The sequence below is a fragment of the Streptomyces chromofuscus genome (assembly GCF_015160875.1).
In the GTDB taxonomy this organism is placed as follows: domain Bacteria; phylum Actinomycetota; class Actinomycetes; order Streptomycetales; family Streptomycetaceae; genus Streptomyces; species Streptomyces chromofuscus.
Window position 1 is genome coordinate 2920341 of the sequence record NZ_CP063374.1, and the last position, 15308, is coordinate 2935648.

The window sequence follows — 15308 nt, forward strand, 5'->3', positions numbered from 1 at the left end:
GACGGAGGCCTTTACTGAATCATCCCCGTCGGCACCCTTTTCGGAATCGCTCTCCCCGGGGCCTGGGTCCTCGACGTCACCCCCACCGGAGGCATCCTCCTCCGGGGTACGGCCCTCCGGGGCCTCCGGGGCCTCCGGGGCCTCCGGGGCCTCCGGGGCCTCCGGGGTACGACCCTCAGGGCTACGGCCGTCATGAGCACGATCCTCAGAGGCAGTCCCCTCGGAGTCACGGGCGTCGGAGTCACGCGCCTCGGAGTCACCCTCCTCCACGCGCGCGTCCTCGCGTCGGTCCTCGCGTCCGTCCTCGCGCTGCTCTCCCTCCACAGCGGCCCGTTCCACCTCCTGCGAAGCTGCCACCTCTTGCGGAGCTTCCATGTCTCGTGGAACTCCCACCTCTTGCGGAGCTTCACCCTCTTGCGGAGCTTCCACCTCTCGTGGAACTCCCACCTCTCGGGGAGCTCCCACCTGGTCCGGAACTTCCACCCGCTCGGGTCCTTCCACGTGCTCGAACCCTTCCGACACTTCGGGCCCTTCCGGTTGCTCGGGATCGGCGTATGCCGTGTGGTCCTGGTCAGTGACGGCAGTCACCGGTCACCTCTCCTTCTGCAGTACGGACAAGGCGGCGATGAGTTCGGCCTGCGGCTCGGGATGGACGTCGAGGGCGTCGAGGGGCGAGAGGCGGCGCTCGCGTTCGTTGTGCATGACCCGGTCCACGCACTCCATGAGGAGCCGTCCGCCCCGGTCTCGCAGCCGCAGCGCCCCGTGGGCGCCGATCCGCTCGGCGAGCCCCTCGCCCGCCGAGCGTGCCCGGCGGCCGCCCAGCAGCGCGGTGACCGCCAAGGCCGCGATCACCTCGGGATCCGGCGCGACGCCGCGGTCGAGGTCGCGCACCTCGTCCTCGGCGTACTCCTCCAGCTCGCGCCGCCACCGCCGTACCGCCATCCCGATCCGGTGCTCGGCCTTCTCCGGGGACTCTTCGTGGTCCACGAGCTCCGGGGCGCGGGCCGCGGGCTCGCGCCGCCAGGACTCGTCGGCACGCTCGTCGGCGGCCGTGACGGCGCACAGCAGGAGCGCGCCGAGGCTCTCCACGAGGGCGTCGAGCAGCTCACCGGCGGTGCAGTCGAGCGGAAAGGCCCGCCAGCGCTTCAGGGCGTCCCCGGCGAGCACGGCGCCGGACTGCAGCCGCTGCCGTACGCGCGCGTGCTCGCTGTCGTAGGCGAGGTCGACGGCGGAGGTGAGGCGGAGGGCGGCGGCGTACTGTGCGGCGGCGGCGCCGGCCAGTTCGGGCATCCGGGACTTGAGCGAGGCGAGGACGCCGTACGCCGTACGGGCCATGACCTGCCGGCGGGAGGCGGGGTCCTGGACCTGCTGGACGAGCCAGGTGCGCAACGGCGCCACGGCGGTGGCCGGGAGCAGGCCGCCGCCCCAGGCGGACTCGGGCAGCTCCGGCACGGTGAAGCGGGGGACCTCGCCGAGACCGGCCTTGGTGAGCAGGGCGGCGTACTGCCGGGAGACCTCGGCGACCACCTGGTGGGGGACCCGGTCGAGGACGGTGATCAGGGAGGCGTCGTACTCCTTGGCGGTGCGCAGCAGGTGCCAGGGGACGGCGTCGGCGTACCGGGCGGCCGTCGTGACCATGATCCAGATGTCGGCGGCGCAGATGAGCTCGGCGGCGAGGGTGCGGTTGTCGGCGACCAGGGAGTCGATGTCGGGCGCGTCGAGGAGGGCGAGGCCACGGGGCAGGGTCTCGGCGGTCTCGATCCGCAGGACGCGTGCGGGGTTCTGGCCGGGAACCAGCAGATCGTCGTCGGACTCGTGGTGGGGCACCCACACGCGCGTGAGGTCGGGCAGGACGCGCATGCCGCTGAACCAGTGATGGTCCTCCGGGTGGCAGACCAGTACGGGCGTCCGGGTGGTCGGTCGCAGGACGCCGGCCTCGCTCACTCTGCGGCCGACGAGCGAGTTCACGAGCGTCGACTTGCCGGCGCCCGTGGAGCCTCCCACGACGGCCAGCAAGGGCGCTTCGGGCTCTCTCAGGCGGGGCACCAAGTAGTCGTCGAGCTGGGCGAGCAGTTCGTCGCGGTTGGCACGCGCGCGTGGGGCGCCCGCCAGGGGTAGCGGGAAGCGTGCGGCGGCGACGCGGTCGCGTAGCGCGGAAAGTGCGTCGAGCAGCTGAGGCCGTACGTCCAAGGTCACCACATGCGAAGAATGCCCAATTTTACGGGATATCTGAAGCATATGAGCATGTCTGCGCGCCGACGGAACACAAGGGACGGAAGGGGTGACCGGGACACGGACACAGTGGAGGCATAACGAGTGCACAACACCCGGCACGTGAGGCGTCAAAAGCGATGCACGATTCGTACCTGCCTGCGATTATCAGGACCGCTTCACCGAACCTCCACATGGAGCCACGGAGGCGAAGCAGCAGGGTCCAGGATGCGGGAGCCCCTATCCTTGTCCCCGGCAACGTCACGGATCGGCCCACACCCGGGCACCCACGACAGAGGCCACACACCCGGCCCCCGTAGCTCAGTGGATAGAGCAGGCGCCTTCTAAGCGCTTGGCCGCAGGTTCGAGTCCTGCCGGGGGCGCCAGTCTCCGCCCTCCCTCCGGGAGGGCATTTTTGCTGGTCAGAGCGGGTGAAGCGCGACACGCGTCAGCCCCGGAAGCCCTCTCCGTGATCAAGGGCAGACTCCGGGGCTGTGCGTCGGCGACAACGTGGTGCGCCGAGCGCAGGAGCTGCTGATCTCCCAAGGTGTGTTGGAAGGTCGCGCCGGTTCCGGCACCTACGTCGCCGAGCCACGGCAGCGCGTACGGGTGGTCCGGTCATCGGCGCGCGAGCAGCCCGACGGCTCCCCGTTCCGGGCGGACATGAAGGCCGTGGGCAGGCAGGGCGACTGGGAGAGCCGGACCGAGGCCAAGGTTCCGGCACCGGCCGAGATCGCCACGCGTCTCGGTATCGCCGAAGGTGAGCTGTGCGTGCGGACGGCGTACGAGTTCCTCGCCGACGGCAGGCCTGTGCAGCTGTCGACGAGCTGGGAGCCGTACGACCTCACCGCCGGCACACTCGTCGTCCTCCCTGAAGGAGGGCCGCACGCCGGGGCAGGGGTCGTGAACCGCATGGCGGAGATCGGCGTCACCGTCACCCACGCCGTGGAGCAGCCGGAGCCAAGGCAGGCGACCACCGAGGAGGCCTCACTCCTCGGCATCCAGAAGGGCGCGCTCGTCACACACATTCGGCGGACGTACTACAGCGACGACGGGCGACCTGTAGAGACCGCGGACATCGTGGTACCCGCCGCGCTCTGCGAGATCGTCTACGAGATTCCGATCTCTCGATAGCCGTCCGCGCGTGCCCCTTCCGTGCCCCTCGCGCGCCCGATCGAGCGGGGAACAACCACGACCCTGTACGCGGTCCCGTGGGGCACCAACACAGTCGGAAAGCGCGCACGTCCCCGGAGGCTTGGGAGGGGGGTGGTGTCGGAGCTTCACGAAGTCCCGGACCGACGTGGCTCGGGGACCTCTTCTGAGCCACCCCCCTTGGTCGCGCTCTCGCCGTACAGCGGTAGCAGACCGACCCAATGCTTCGTAGGGTACGGGCGAGCGCTGACAACACCGCTGCACCACAAGCGCACCAGATCGAGCGGGGAACAGCGGGGAACCACGGTGAAAACCATCGACGCCGAGGAGGCTGCAGCCCAGCGTCCGCCCAGGTAAACGCCCGAGTCAGCCCTAAATGACCGCAGCTTCCCAAGCTGAGTGCCCACTCGTCGCCCGGCGATAGCCAAGGGCACGGTGGACCTTGGCCCAGCTGGTCGGATCCGCCTCACAGCTCCTCGCTACGATCCCTGCCCATGGACAGCAAGGGCGGGGATCCCTCACATCAGCACACGGACTCCGGTACGGCCGTGGAGTTCGTCTACAGGCCAACGGCAGCGGACTTCGAAGAGGCGCTCCGTGCGCGAGCCCGTCGATCACCGTCGGGGCGGGCCCAGGCACTCATGGCGCCGCTCGTGGCAGCCATCGCTGTGAGCGTCTTCTCGGTTCTCCAGGATGCCCCACTGCCCGTGTGGATCATCTCGCTGGTGCTCACCGTGCCAATCGCGTTCTGGGCCACTGTGCGAGGGCTGCGCACCATGGCCCGCCGCCTGTTCAGCATCGTGGATCCGTACGGGCAGTGCCGCATGGTGGCCGACGACCGCGGCGCGGTCAGCACCGGCGAGCGGGTGTCCTTCACCGTGGAGTGGACGGTGTTCCGGGAGTATCTGGAGACGCCCGGGCTCTTCGTACTGCTGGGTGGCGACCGCGCGGCCGGCGTCGCGGTACTGCCCAAGCGGGGCGCCCAGGACCCTGCGGACGTTGACCGGCTCCGGGCGATCCTGGACCGGAACCTGAAGCGGCTCTAGACGAAGGTCTGTGAGCCCGCACGGGAGGTACCTCCTGCTGGGGACCGTCTCAGTTTCCGTCTCATTCAGCTGCGTTCACAGCCGTTCAACAGAGATCACGAGGCCGACTCACGTTGGCGGTCAGCCTTGGATGAACCCAGATGAACGCCCCAGCACACAGCGCACCACACCGCCAACACAGTTGGAAAGAGTGCGTCCCCGCTGGGATACCGTGAAAGTCATGCCAGTCAAACGAGTCTGTCCGCGCTGCGGGCAGGACTGGGTGCACCCGTACCGCTTCAAGGCCGATGGGGCACCCTTCTCGCTGTGCACCGAGTGCGACTCGTTGTGGTGGCCGGGCGAAGCGGTTGAGGTGGCTCACGCGAGGTTCCTCGATGATGTCGTCGCGGAACGCCTCGGCGTGGAGGGAAACCCGTGGGGCGATCTGCTCTGGGCCGACGTCATTGAGCCGGCTCCAGACGACAGTGCAGTGGACCCGCCGCACCACAAGCGCACCAGATAGAGCGGGGAGTAGCCGGGAATCACGGTGAAATCCGCCGCGCCCGACGACGCCACGCCCGCGACGTTCGCCCAGGTCATTGCCCGAACCGGCCGCAAACGCAGGCAGCTTCCCAGGCTGAGGGTTCAGGAAGCGTCGTCACGGGCTGGCCGTCCTGGCGTGCTGTGGTCGACGCCAGCGGCAGTCTGGCTGAGGCGGTGGGGTGCAGCGAGGCATACGCGTGTGTGGTCGGTCGACGCGCCCGCCATCGTGACTGACTGTCGTCGGCTGAGCTTCAGACGGGTCATATCGAAGTGCCGGCCGTCAGCGGAGTGCGCCGAGGCTGGGCCGTCCTTGGACCGTCCGAGGCCGCTCGGCAGTGGTCAATGACGACAAACGACGATCACCAAGCGCACGAGCCCACCGTTCCTGACCAGCGAAGACTCAGCTCACAAAGTGAACCGCCCCGGTTCGAATAGAGACTCGATTTCATGAAAGGATCGAGTCATGGCACGACCTTCCCGTTACCCGCTTGAGCTCCGCCGCCGTGCGGTGCGCATGGTCGCCGAGGTGCGCGACGACTACCCGAACGAGACGGCCGCCTTGCAAGCGGTGACGGAGAAGCTCGGCATCGGCTCCCGCGAAACGCTGCGGAACTGGGTGAAGCAACACGAGATCGACGCGGGCCAGCGCCCGGGGACGACGACGGAGGAATCTGCCCAGCTCAAGGCGCTGAAGAAGGAGAACGCCGAACTCAAGCGGGCCAACGAGATCCTCAAGGCCGCGGCAAGTTTCTTCGCGGCCGAGCTCGACCGGCCACACACGCGCTCGTAGCGTTCATCGACGAGCACCGGGACCGCTTCGGCGGTGTCGAGCCGATCTGCAGGACGCTCACCGAGTACGACTGCAAGATCGCCCCTTCCACCTACTATGCCCACAAGAAACGACTGGCCGCCCCATCCGCACGATCGGTGCGGGACGCTCAGCTCAAGGAGCTGATCAGCCAGGTCCACACCGCCAACTACCGTGTCTGGGGCGAGAAAGGTCTGGCGTGAGCTGAACCGGCAGGGACGCGTCGTGGCCCGGTGCACCGTCGAACGCCTGATGCGTGAGATGGGCATCCAGGGGGCGGTCCGCGGCAAGCGTGTGATCACCACGCTTCCCGGCGGGCAGGTCGAACGAGCTCCCGACCGTCTCGACCGCGACTTCGTCGCCGCCGCCCCCAACCGCTGCTGGGTGGCGGACTTCACCCACGTGAAGACCTGGTCGGCGACCGTCTACGTCGCGTTCGTCGTAGACACCTTCTCCCGCCGGATCGTCGGCTGGTCGGCGGCCACCGTCAAGGAGACCGTCTTCGTCCTGGACGCCCTGGAGATGGCGATCTGGCAACGCGACCGCGAGCAACGACCCAGCCGACCAGGCGAGTTGATCCATCACTCGGATGCAGGGTCGCAGTACACGTCGTTCAGGCTCGCCGAGCATCTGGACGCCGCCGGCATAGCCGCGTCCATCGGCTCGGTCGGCGACGCCTACGACAACGCCCTGATGGAATCGGCGATCGGCCTGTATAAAACCGAGTTGATCAAGCCCCAGCGGCCCTGGAAGACACTTTCCCAGGTCGAGCTGGCCACCGCCGAATGGGTCGACTGGTACAACCACCGCCGACTCCACGGTGAGATAGGCCATATCCCGCCCGTCGAGTACGAAGCCAACTACTACACGGAACTCACGAAACCCCAGGTCACAACCACAATCTGAGATCTCTACCGAACCCGGGGCGGTTCAGAGATACGGCTTCTAACTGCGTGACAACGCTGACGAACAGCGGCGGACGAGCGCGAACGCCTGCGGACCATCAGCACAGGGTGAGAGGTGGAGCCGCCCAAGGCTCAGCCCCACCCAAGTTGCTTCGGGACGAAGAGGTCGCGTGCCACAGTCGTGCCAGATGCAGGGGTCAGCCACGGTCAACAGTGGGGACGAGCGGGGGCATCCGTGCCCGCTAGCTCAACCCAAGAAGCCGCAGGTCACCGGCTGAGCGCCCCCGCCTCTCTCCTAAAGCGGTGGTGCAGATGGCTGGTGAGACCATCTGGGAGTGACACACGCTCAACTGCCCGCGCAGTGGACCCTTCAGCGGATCCGTGACGTGTCCGGGGATCAAGAGGCTGTCGTCCTGGACACCGAACGGACGGTGAACTGGGTGGCTGGCCCCGGAGCCCACGAGGCCCTGCGCCCAGAGATCGTTCTTGGGTTCCACGGTCTGTGCCTCGTGAAGCCCGTCGATGACGACGACTGGTACATGGGCAGCCTGTACGACGACGGCAGCATCGACTGTTGGGCCGCATACGGTGACCTGTACGAGGCACTACGCGGCCTCTAGAACTTGCGCCACGGCCCCGGACGCGAGGCGCCCTGAGTGTCTAACTGCGTGACAACCACGACGCACAACCGCGAACAACCACGGACGTCAGCGGACCATCAGCGCAGGTGACAGGCACGGCAAGCCCTAGATGATCTATTCCAAGGGGTCAGTGATCCCTACCTTGTTGATCGGGATGAGCGAGCCATTCGTAGGGTTGGCTCACCCAGGGGTGTCGGGTGTGGCTTTCAGTGGTCTGCCGTCCGTGGCTTCCTACGATTCGCCGCCCGACACCCCCGACGACTCGGCTGCTGATTAGGAATTGCATCCGATCGCTGAGTAGGGACTCGCCAGCGAGGTCGTCTGTGGTGCAGGTAAGCAAGCGACCCGTGGAGAGCGCGTGACAGCGATTTGGGCCGGCATCGATGCCGGCCGGACCCATCACCACTGCGTGGTGATCGACGACACTGGCAAGCGGCTGCTGTCGCGGCGAGTGGCCAACGACGAGACGGAGTTGCTGAAGCTCCTGGCCGACGTCCTAGCCCTGGGCGATGAGGTCACCTGGGGCATCGACCTGGCTGATGGCGGCGCCGCCCTGCTGATCGATCTGCTGCTCAACCACGGACAGCACACGCTCTATATCCCCGGCCGGGCCGTCAGCCGCGCCTCCGAGGGCTACTGGGGCGAAGGCAAGACCGACGCCAAGGACGCCGCGATCATCGCCGACCAGGCCCGGATCCGCCGGGACCTGCAACCCGTGCGGCCCGGTGACGAACTGGTCGCCGAGATCAAGGTCCACACTGGCCATCGCCGCGACCTCACAGACGACCGCACCCGCGTGATCAACCGGCTCCACAACCACCTCACCAGCATCTTTCCCGCTCTGGATCGGGCTCTGGACCTAACGAATGCCGGCCCGCTGATCCTGCTGACCGGCTACCAGACCCCAGCCGCCATCCGCAGGACCGGGGCCCGGAGGCTGGAGACCTGGCTGCGCAACAGGAAAGTCCGCAGTGCTGCCGAGCTTGCCGAGAAAGCCCTGGCAGCCGCCGAGAGCCAACACACCAGCGTGACCGGGGAGAAGCCGACGGCCCAGCTCGTGCACACGCTCGCCAAGGAGGTGATGCGCCTCAACGAGCAGATCGCCGAAATCGACAAGCTCATCGAGGCGCGGTTTCGCGAGCACAAGCACGCCAAGGTGATCGTGAGCATGCCCGGCATCGGGCCCCTGCTCGGCGCTGAGTTCCTCGCCGCCACCGGCGGCGACATGATGGCTTTCGAGAGCCCGGACCGCCTCGCCGGGTTCGCCGGCGTCGCCCCGGCTCCGCGCGACTCGGGCAAGATCAGTGGCAATCTGCACCGGCCCAGGCGTTACAGTCGGCGGCTCCAGCGCGTCTTCTACACCTCCGCGCTGATTAGCATCCGCTGCTGTGACGAGTCCCGCCGCTTCTACGACCGCAAACGCGCCGAAGGCAAGCGGCACACCCAAGCCGTCCTCGCCCTTGCCCGCCGCCGGGTCAACGTCCTGTGGGCCCTGTTGCGCGACGGACGGTGCTACGAACCCATACCCCCCGTCACGAACGCTGCTTGACAAAGAGATTAGGAATCGTAGACGGTCAATGCCCGCGTGACGGGCTGGCCGGTGTGATCGTTGTGCCAGATCGCGGCGGTCAGCACGAGGATGCGCTGCATGACACGGGCGATCACGCCGCCCGGTGTGCGACCACGGTGCTGTTCGAGGTTGAGCTGGCCCTTGAAGGTCTCGTTGACCGACTCGATGACCTGCCGCAACGGCTTGAACAGCGGGGCGCCAGGCCGTTCCAGCTCGCCCTTGCGGGCCGGCCGCAGCAGCCGGACGTCCTGCTCGGCCAACTGGTGCTCGAAGTCGCGGCCGAAGTAGTTCTTGTCGCCGATCAGCGTCTGTCCGGGCCGTGCGGCGATCAGGTCCGGTTCGGCGGCGAGCAGGTCCAGCAGGGTCTCGCGTTCGTCGGCCTTGGCCCCTGTCAGGGCGAAGGCGATCGGCAGGCCCTGCAGAGTGCACACCAGGTGCAGGCGCAGGCCCCAGAAGAAGCGGCTGTGGCTGGCGCAGAATCACGCCAGGCCAAGGCAGAGCCCCCCGCCCGAGTTGCTTCGGGAAGAAGAGGTCGCGTACCATTGCCGTTGCCGACGGGGCGCTCAACCACGCTTCACCGCAGTCGAGATACGCCGGCGACCTGCGCACCATGGTTACCCCACACTGCTGTCACAGCGGGCCGCGTATCCCTGCCTTCCCCCTAGACTCCCTGCAGTGGCATATGAGCTGAACTTCCTACTTACCCGACTCGTCGGCTTCCGACTGTACTCGGTGCAATTCGTCTTGGACTATGTCCAACTACGGTTCGACGGCCCGACCGACGACATGCCCGTGCTCACATGCGACGTACTGCCCACGGTCAAATTGTCGGGACAACGGTTCTCACCGACGGAGGCCGGCTGGACCGACGCGCTACGAGGACTCATCTCTCAGATTGTGACCGCCACTCACGAGGAGACCGGCATTGGGGTCGCGGTCGACTTCGTGACCGGCTCCATCGAGCTGCACCCCGCCGAGAGCGAACTCGTCGGTCCAGAGATCGCGACGCTCAACGGTTTCGTTGATCACTCCTGGATGACCTGGCGACCCGGCGAAGACGCCTTTAAAGACCTGTAGCCGCACGTACCGCAGCCCGCACGCCCAGCAGCGACAGTGTCGAATGCGTGTCGAAGTTGGCAGGCAAGGCACGGTCAAGCAGCACGTAGGGCCAGGTCAGCGGCAACCATGCAACGAATAGACAGCGCGCCTTCCAAGCGCTTGGCCGCAGGTTCGAGTCCTGCCGGGGGCGCCAGTCTCCGCCCTCCCTCCGGAGGGCTTTTGCTGTTCGGGCAGGCCATCGGAATCAGAGCGCGGAGGTTCGGTGATCCTCAGCACCCCCGGGGTGATCCTCAGCACCTCTGGAATGATCTTTGGCACCCCTGGCCCGTCCAGTGTCTCCCGCGCTGGACATCGTGTTCAGCCGGTGGACCGAGGTCCTCACCCGGCGGCGGCGCCGGATGGAGCGCGACGGCCCGGTGATCAGTGCCCGCCACCCGGACGTGCCACCCCGGGTGGAGCACGAGATCGGCGACCTCGGCCGCAGACTCGCGTCGATCTTCACCGCGCTCGCCCGCCGGTCCGCCGAGAACCTGCCCGGAGACCGGCAAGCCCGGCGGATCGTTCGACGGCGAATCCCCAGTTCAAAAAGGGTGATCCCCAGATGATCACCGTGACCCTGTCCGGCTGCCCGCGTTGAACGGGGAGTCGGCGGCACCTCCTGCTGCCGCGCTCACCGAGTCAATAAGGAGAACGTGATGTCACGCATCGCGAAGGCAGCCGGTGTCGCCCTCGGCGCGGGCGCCATGGTCCTCAGCGGGGCCGGTCTGGCCATGGCGGACGCGGAGGCCGAGGGGGCGGCCATCGGCTCGCCCGGCGTGCTGTCCGGCAACGTCGTCCAGATCCCGATCCACATCCCGATCAACGTGTGCGGGAACACCGTCAACGTGGGCGGGCTGCTGAACCCGGCCTTCGGCAACCGCTGCGAGAACAACGGCGGCAAGGACAAGGACAAGAACAAGGCCGCCGAGAAGAAGGCGACCGTCGCCTACGGGAACTGAGCGCCCCCGTCAGTACCCCCGAGGTACCTCCCCGTACCTCGATGAGCCCCGGCACCCTCGAGCGCCGGGGCTCTCCCCTGTCCGCCTCTCCGCCTGTCCGCCTCTCCGCCTGTCCGCCTCTCCGCCTGTCCGCCTCTCCGCCTGTCCGCGCGACCTACCTGCTCACCCGTAGCGGTAGAACCTCTCGTGGTCCTCCAGCTGATTTGGCGTCACGTCCCACGGCCGCAACGGCTGGTGCCGTGCCACGACACGCCCGCGCTGCGGATCGTCCCGCGCGGGCGGCCCGGCCGGCAGATACCGGTGCGCGCGGTGCCGTCGCTGCCAGCGCGACCACAGCAGGTCGACGAAGGCGTGGTGCAGCCAGAAGACCGGGTCGTTGACGGAGGCACCGCCGACCATGGCTCCGCCGACCCACCGGTGCACCCGGTTGTGGTTCCTCCAGGAGACGCTGCCCCGCCCGGCGCCCCATCCCTCCAGCTTGTTGCGGAATCCCTTTCCGACCGTCGAGTCCCACGGCCAGACGTCGTACACCGGGTCCTGCAGCGCCCACTCCACGTCGCTCTTCGTGGGCAGCCGGATCGGGTCCCGGGCCCGGCCGAGGTCCCGGGTCAGGAACCGCACGTCCGTCACGTTCTCGTTGAGCCTCCAGTTGCCCTCCGCGTACGCGAACGGCCCGGTCGTCACCTGCCGGTCCGACCGCCGCCCGTTGCCGCCCAACAGGTCCGTCGTCCACGGCACCGACGTCACCCCGCGGTCGCGGGTCCAGTCCCAGTACGGCACCGTCACCGACGGATCCACCCGCTGCAACGCCCGCTCCAGCTCCAGCAGGAACTGGCGGTGCCAGGGCAGGAAGGACGGCGCCATGTGGGCCGTACGCAGACCGTTCTCGCCGTCGGCGACGTAGTGCTCGATGTGCAGCCGCACGAACTCGTCGTACTCGCCCCGCCGTTTCAGCGTCAGCAGCGCGTTGACGAACCGGCGCTTCTCACTGGCGGTCAGCGTGCTGACGTCCTTACGCGTGTACGCCATGAAGACCACCCTCCGTCAGCGGCAGCAGCTCTGCCGGGCCCAGCTCGTCGACGGCCGCGCGGGCCGCTTCGAGCGGGGTGGGGTACGAGCAGTAGTGGTCGACCATGCTCAGCCAGGTGCCGTCGGCACGGCGCATCAGATGCAGCGGGCGGCCGTCCACGGTGACCTGGCTCCCGGAGCCCCGGATCCGACGGCCGCGGTATGTCTCGTCGAACGCCGCGCCACTGCCGGTGGGGCGGCACGCAGGGGCCGCCAGGAGGGCGGCGAACGACCCGAGCAGACCACGTACGACATCCCGCCGCGCACCCCCTCCGAACCCCCGTCCCGCTCTCGCTGCCCCTCCGCCGCCCGCCGCGTCCACCGCCGTTCCCGCCCTGAAGACCATATGTGTGCTCCTCCTCCGGTTCCTCCGGTTCGGTTGTCGTACCGGAGTAACCGCGCGATGCCGCACCCGGTCACCGTCACGGCCCGGACAGCCCAAAGGCCCGGGCGCCGCCGCCCGAGCCCTGGAACGTCCTACAGCCCGGGGCCCATCATCAGGTTCGCGCCCGGGACCGTTTGCAACTCCGGTGCCAGGAGGCCGAGTTCGGGCAGCTTCGGCTCGGGCAGGCCGGCCTTGCCGGGGCTGGGGGCGGTGAGGGGGGCGTCCACGTCGAGGCCCGGGGTGAGGGTGCGCAGGTCGGAGGCGGGCGCGGACAGCGCCACGTGGTCGAACTCGTCACCGAGAGCCCGCGGCAGCGGCGCGCGCACGCCCGCGCCGGGCAGACCCCCGTTGACCGGCAGACGGGGGAGCGTCCGCTCGGGGAGGAGACGGCCCTCGACGTACCGCGGCGTCTGGGGCACCCCCGGCCTCGGCGTCGGCATCTCGGCACCGATCTGAGGCAGCTCCATACCGAGGGCGTTCTCGGCGCCCTCCAGAGGCACAGGGATGGGAACCGCGGCGGCGGGCGAGGCCGTGGCGGCACCTGTCGCGGCGACCGCCACACATGTGAGCACTGCGGCGAGGGTTCCTCGGGTGGTCGACTTCATCTGGGATGCGGTCCCTTTCGGAATTCAGCGAGCTGTGGGTGCGTACCGAGTAACGAGCCGGAAAACACCGCCAGCGCACAATTCGCCCGACTGCCGCAGTAATACGAGGTTCAGCTCGTCCAGAAGTCCCACCATCGCGTCAGGATGAACAGGCCGAAAAATCCCAGATGCAGCACCGTCAACCGTGTGCGTCGGGCGAAGAACGTCCGCAGCCGCCCGCGCCGAAGGTCAGCCAGTACCAGCGGGCAAGGCCGCGCCGGCCGGCAGACGAGCAGTGCCGCCGCTCCCGTGACCACCAGCAGGAGGGCGAAGGCCCGGCCGGTCCCCGCGCCCACGGCCCGGCCCGTGTGCTGCCCGGCAGGGCGCGCCCTCATCGCCGGAGGCTGCGCGCCGGCAGAAGCAGATGCGTGGAGGTTTGTACGGTCTCCTCGGCGGTGACGAACTCGCGCAGCGCATCGGCGGTGACGGTCCGGCCGACCCGGGGATCGGGCCAGGGGCGCGTCGCGAACAGGAAGTAGGCGCAACCCCGCTTGGCCGCGGCCGTCAGCCAGGCCGGAGGGACCGCGCACTGGGACGTGAGGCGAGGCATGGTGACGACGGCCTGGCCGGCCACGACGAGCAGGCTGACCGGGAGGCCGGGCCGGGCGGCACCGTCGATCAGGTCCTCGCCGAGCGACAGACCGATGTCGTTGAGCAGTCTCTCGACCGCGGCGCTCGCGGCGTCCGGACCATCGGGGGCGTCCCCCCGGGAGCAGACGAGGAGATAGGGCATGTCGTTGCCGTCCCCGACCTTTCCGGTCCACGGCATGATGACGAGCGTGCCCAGGTCGGCGGGGTGGAACGGGCGGGCTTCACTGGGGGTTGTGGTCACCGCGCGACCCTACCCACGGACCGGAACGGGGCCGGCCGAGTGCTCACCCGAACGGACCAGAGCCTCGCGCGGGTCCACCCGTACGAGGGGTACGTCCCGGGAGTCGCGCGCGAGGGGCCGAAAGGGCCGACTCCGGCGGGGAACGGAATCGGCCCTCGTGGCGCACGGCCCTGCGGGAACACTGGGGAGGACCCTCTCAGCGCTTCTTCGGCCGGCCCCCCAGCAGCTTGCTCTCGTTCAGCGTGGTGGTGGTTTCCTTCACCGTGGCGAGCACCGAGTCCTTGTTCTCGGTGTCGAGCGCATGCGACTGGTGCTTCAGCGGCGAGACGTCGATGGGGCCCTTGGTGATCGTGTTCACGGCGCCGTTGAGGCTGGTGGGCGTCATGTCGGCGGGGTCGTAGGCGGCGAACGCGGGCGTGGCGACACCCGCAGCGACCAGGGATCCGGCAACGACGGCGACAGCCTTCAGGGACTTCATCGTGTTCCTTTCGTCGGCGACTTCCGCCGCCGCAGGGAAATCTGACGCCGTGCCCAACGAGTCCCGCAGGGAGCGGAAACGGCGTTCCGCTTCCTCATATAACAGCGGGATACCACCACCGGTGTCCGGCCGTTGTCCGGGCTTTCTCAGGGAGCGGGCGTCCGCGCCGACCGGCTCGGCTCGGGCAGCGCGCCGCCCAGCGCGACGGTGAGGACGTCGACCAGGTCGGTCAGGACGTTCGTGGCCGCCGGGACCACCTGGGTCACCACACCGGAGGTGGCCGCCTCCAGCAGGTCGGCGACCACCTTCTCGAGCTCGGCGAGCGCGTCCTGGGGAATGTCGGCGGCCACCGCCTCGGACTCGTCCTCGACGGCGGCCGGCAGGGTGGTCGCCGCCGGAGCGGCAGGGCTCTCGGGGGCGGCGGGCGTCGACGGAGCGGCGGGAGCCGACGGGGCCGCAGGGGACGACGGCGCCGCAGGCGTCGCGGAAGCAGCCGGCACCACGGGCGCCGCAGGCGTCGACGGAGCGGCCGGAACCGACGGGGCAGACGGAAGGACCACGGACGGCGACGCCACCGAAGGCGACAGCACCGGCATCCCCGCCAGGATCTCCGCGATCGCCTCCCGCACCGCGTCCCCCAGTTCGCTCGCCTGCTCCTCGGTCAGTTGACCGTCCTCGTCCGTGAGGACGGTGTCGAGTACATCGGTCACCGGCGTGAGCGCGGTGTCGAGGTTGTCCAGGTACTCGAGCTGCAGGAGCAGTTCGTCCGCGCCGGGGACGGGGGTGGAGGCGCGCGACCGGGCCGAGGCGTGGTCGGCCGCCACGGCAGCGGGGGCCGCGATGCCGAGGAGGAAGGTGGCGCAGAGTGCCGAGGACGCGATACGCCGTACGGGCTGACCACGCATGAGCGTTCCTTTCGATGGTGCGTCGGGTCTCGCGTCCACCGTGCGAGTGACCCTTACCCACCGCAACCGCTACCTCACCCCGAG

At 68.7% G+C, this 15308-nt stretch carries 15 protein-coding genes, 2 tRNA genes and 3 pseudogenes; 11 read left to right on the forward strand and 9 right to left on the reverse strand.

Translation table 11 applies throughout. The annotated features are described in order from the left end of the window. Positions 1-591: 591 nt before the first annotated feature. Positions 592-2199, reverse strand: a complete 1608-nt coding sequence (locus IPT68_RS13075) for a dynamin family protein (RefSeq protein ID WP_189698492.1) — start codon at positions 2197-2199, stop codon at positions 592-594. Between the two features lie 322 nt (positions 2200-2521). Between IPT68_RS13075 and IPT68_RS13080 the strand changes: the two genes are divergently transcribed. From IPT68_RS13080 to IPT68_RS13110, 7 genes and pseudogenes are all read left to right on the forward strand, one after another. Beyond that, positions 2522-2597: transfer RNA gene (locus IPT68_RS13080), tRNA-Arg, on the forward strand. A gap of 106 nt (positions 2598-2703) precedes the next feature. Further along, positions 2704-3345: a GntR family transcriptional regulator gene (locus IPT68_RS13085; protein WP_189698518.1), complete on the forward strand. Its 642-nt coding sequence runs from the start codon at positions 2704-2706 to the stop codon at positions 3343-3345. Positions 3346-4016: 671 nt separating this feature from the next. Then, positions 4017-4409, forward strand: a complete 393-nt coding sequence (locus IPT68_RS13090; RefSeq protein ID WP_189698493.1) for a YcxB family protein — start codon at positions 4017-4019, stop codon at positions 4407-4409. Positions 4410-4629: 220 nt separating this feature from the next. After that, on the forward strand, positions 4630-4911 hold the full coding sequence (locus IPT68_RS13095) for a hypothetical protein (protein ID WP_194074083.1): 282 nt from the start codon (positions 4630-4632) through the stop codon (positions 4909-4911). 483 nt (positions 4912-5394) lie between these two features. Then, positions 5395-6645, forward strand: a pseudogene (locus tag IPT68_RS13100) (IS3 family transposase). A 334-nt stretch (positions 6646-6979) separates the two neighbouring features. Then, a complete protein-coding gene (locus IPT68_RS13105; RefSeq protein WP_228040416.1) occupies positions 6980-7264 on the forward strand; it encodes a hypothetical protein in 285 nt (94 codons plus the stop codon). 379 nt (positions 7265-7643) lie between these two features. After that, entirely contained in the window at positions 7644-8834 is a 1191-nt protein-coding gene (locus tag IPT68_RS13110; RefSeq protein ID WP_189702001.1) for an IS110 family RNA-guided transposase, read from the forward strand. 8 nt (positions 8835-8842) lie between these two features. Here IPT68_RS13110 and IPT68_RS13115 read toward each other — a convergent pair. After that, positions 8843-9334, reverse strand: a pseudogene (locus IPT68_RS13115) (transposase); the annotation flags it as partial. A gap of 196 nt (positions 9335-9530) precedes the next feature. Here IPT68_RS13115 and IPT68_RS13120 point away from each other — a divergent pair. The 4 genes from IPT68_RS13120 (at position 9531) to IPT68_RS13135 (ending at position 10912) form a co-directional block, all read left to right on the forward strand. Continuing rightward, a complete protein-coding gene (locus tag IPT68_RS13120) occupies positions 9531-9932 on the forward strand; it encodes a hypothetical protein (RefSeq protein WP_189702000.1) in 402 nt (133 codons plus the stop codon). A 90-nt stretch (positions 9933-10022) separates the two neighbouring features. After that, positions 10023-10107: transfer RNA gene (locus IPT68_RS13125), tRNA-Gly, on the forward strand. Positions 10108-10267: 160 nt separating this feature from the next. Then, a complete protein-coding gene (locus IPT68_RS13130) occupies positions 10268-10519 on the forward strand; it encodes a winged helix-turn-helix transcriptional regulator (protein WP_308438837.1) in 252 nt (83 codons plus the stop codon). Between the two features lie 90 nt (positions 10520-10609). After that, on the forward strand, positions 10610-10912 hold the full coding sequence (locus tag IPT68_RS13135) for a chaplin (RefSeq protein ID WP_189701998.1): 303 nt from the start codon (positions 10610-10612) through the stop codon (positions 10910-10912). A gap of 162 nt (positions 10913-11074) precedes the next feature. Here the strand turns inward: IPT68_RS13135 and IPT68_RS13140 are convergent, their stop codons facing one another. The 7 genes and pseudogenes from IPT68_RS13140 to IPT68_RS34010 all read right to left on the reverse strand — a co-directional run bounded on the left by IPT68_RS13140 (position 11075) and on the right by IPT68_RS34010 (position 15224). Further along, entirely contained in the window at positions 11075-11941 is an 867-nt protein-coding gene (locus tag IPT68_RS13140; protein WP_189701997.1) for a tyrosinase family protein, read from the reverse strand. Further along, positions 11925-12326: a tyrosinase cofactor gene (locus IPT68_RS13145; protein ID WP_189701996.1), complete on the reverse strand. Its 402-nt coding sequence runs from the start codon at positions 12324-12326 to the stop codon at positions 11925-11927. Before IPT68_RS13145 ends, IPT68_RS13140 begins: the two co-directional genes overlap by 17 nt. 131 nt (positions 12327-12457) lie before the next feature. Beyond that, the gene (locus tag IPT68_RS13150) at positions 12458-12970 is read right to left on the reverse strand and encodes a hypothetical protein (protein ID WP_189701995.1); all 513 of its coding nucleotides are present in this window, start codon (positions 12968-12970) and stop codon (positions 12458-12460) included. Positions 12971-13080: 110 nt separating this feature from the next. Further along, a pseudogene (locus IPT68_RS35205) lies at positions 13081-13188 on the reverse strand (vitamin K epoxide reductase family protein); the annotation flags it as partial. 152 nt (positions 13189-13340) lie between these two features. Then, positions 13341-13841 carry a DUF5949 family protein gene (locus IPT68_RS13160; RefSeq protein ID WP_189701993.1) on the reverse strand — a complete coding sequence of 167 codons (501 nt, stop codon included), beginning with the start codon at positions 13839-13841 and terminating at the stop codon, positions 13341-13343. A 196-nt stretch (positions 13842-14037) separates the two neighbouring features. Continuing rightward, positions 14038-14319 carry a hypothetical protein gene (locus IPT68_RS13165; RefSeq protein ID WP_189701992.1) on the reverse strand — a complete coding sequence of 94 codons (282 nt, stop codon included), beginning with the start codon at positions 14317-14319 and terminating at the stop codon, positions 14038-14040. 146 nt (positions 14320-14465) lie between these two features. After that, positions 14466-15224: a hypothetical protein gene (locus IPT68_RS34010; protein ID WP_228040417.1), complete on the reverse strand. Its 759-nt coding sequence runs from the start codon at positions 15222-15224 to the stop codon at positions 14466-14468. Between the last annotated feature and the right edge of the window lie 84 nt (positions 15225-15308).

What these genes read in the sequence shown, in the direction of transcription:
- IPT68_RS13095 (WP_194074083.1), top strand. Translation starts at nt 4,630, where the DNA reads ATGCCAGTCAAACGAGTCTGTCCGCGCTGCGGGCAGGACTGGGTGCAC.
- IPT68_RS13135 (WP_189701998.1), top strand. Translation starts at nt 10,610, where the DNA reads ATGTCACGCATCGCGAAGGCAGCCGGTGTCGCCCTCGGCGCGGGCGCC.
- IPT68_RS13140 (WP_189701997.1), bottom strand. Translation starts at nt 11,941, where the DNA reads ATGGCGTACACGCGTAAGGACGTCAGCACGCTGACCGCCAGTGAGAAG.
- IPT68_RS13145 (WP_189701996.1), bottom strand. Translation starts at nt 12,326, where the DNA reads ATGGTCTTCAGGGCGGGAACGGCGGTGGACGCGGCGGGCGGCGGAGGG.
- IPT68_RS13150 (WP_189701995.1), bottom strand. Translation starts at nt 12,970, where the DNA reads ATGAAGTCGACCACCCGAGGAACCCTCGCCGCAGTGCTCACATGTGTG.
- IPT68_RS13165 (WP_189701992.1), bottom strand. Translation starts at nt 14,319, where the DNA reads ATGAAGTCCCTGAAGGCTGTCGCCGTCGTTGCCGGATCCCTGGTCGCT.
- IPT68_RS34010 (WP_228040417.1), bottom strand. Translation starts at nt 15,224, where the DNA reads ATGCGTGGTCAGCCCGTACGGCGTATCGCGTCCTCGGCACTCTGCGCC.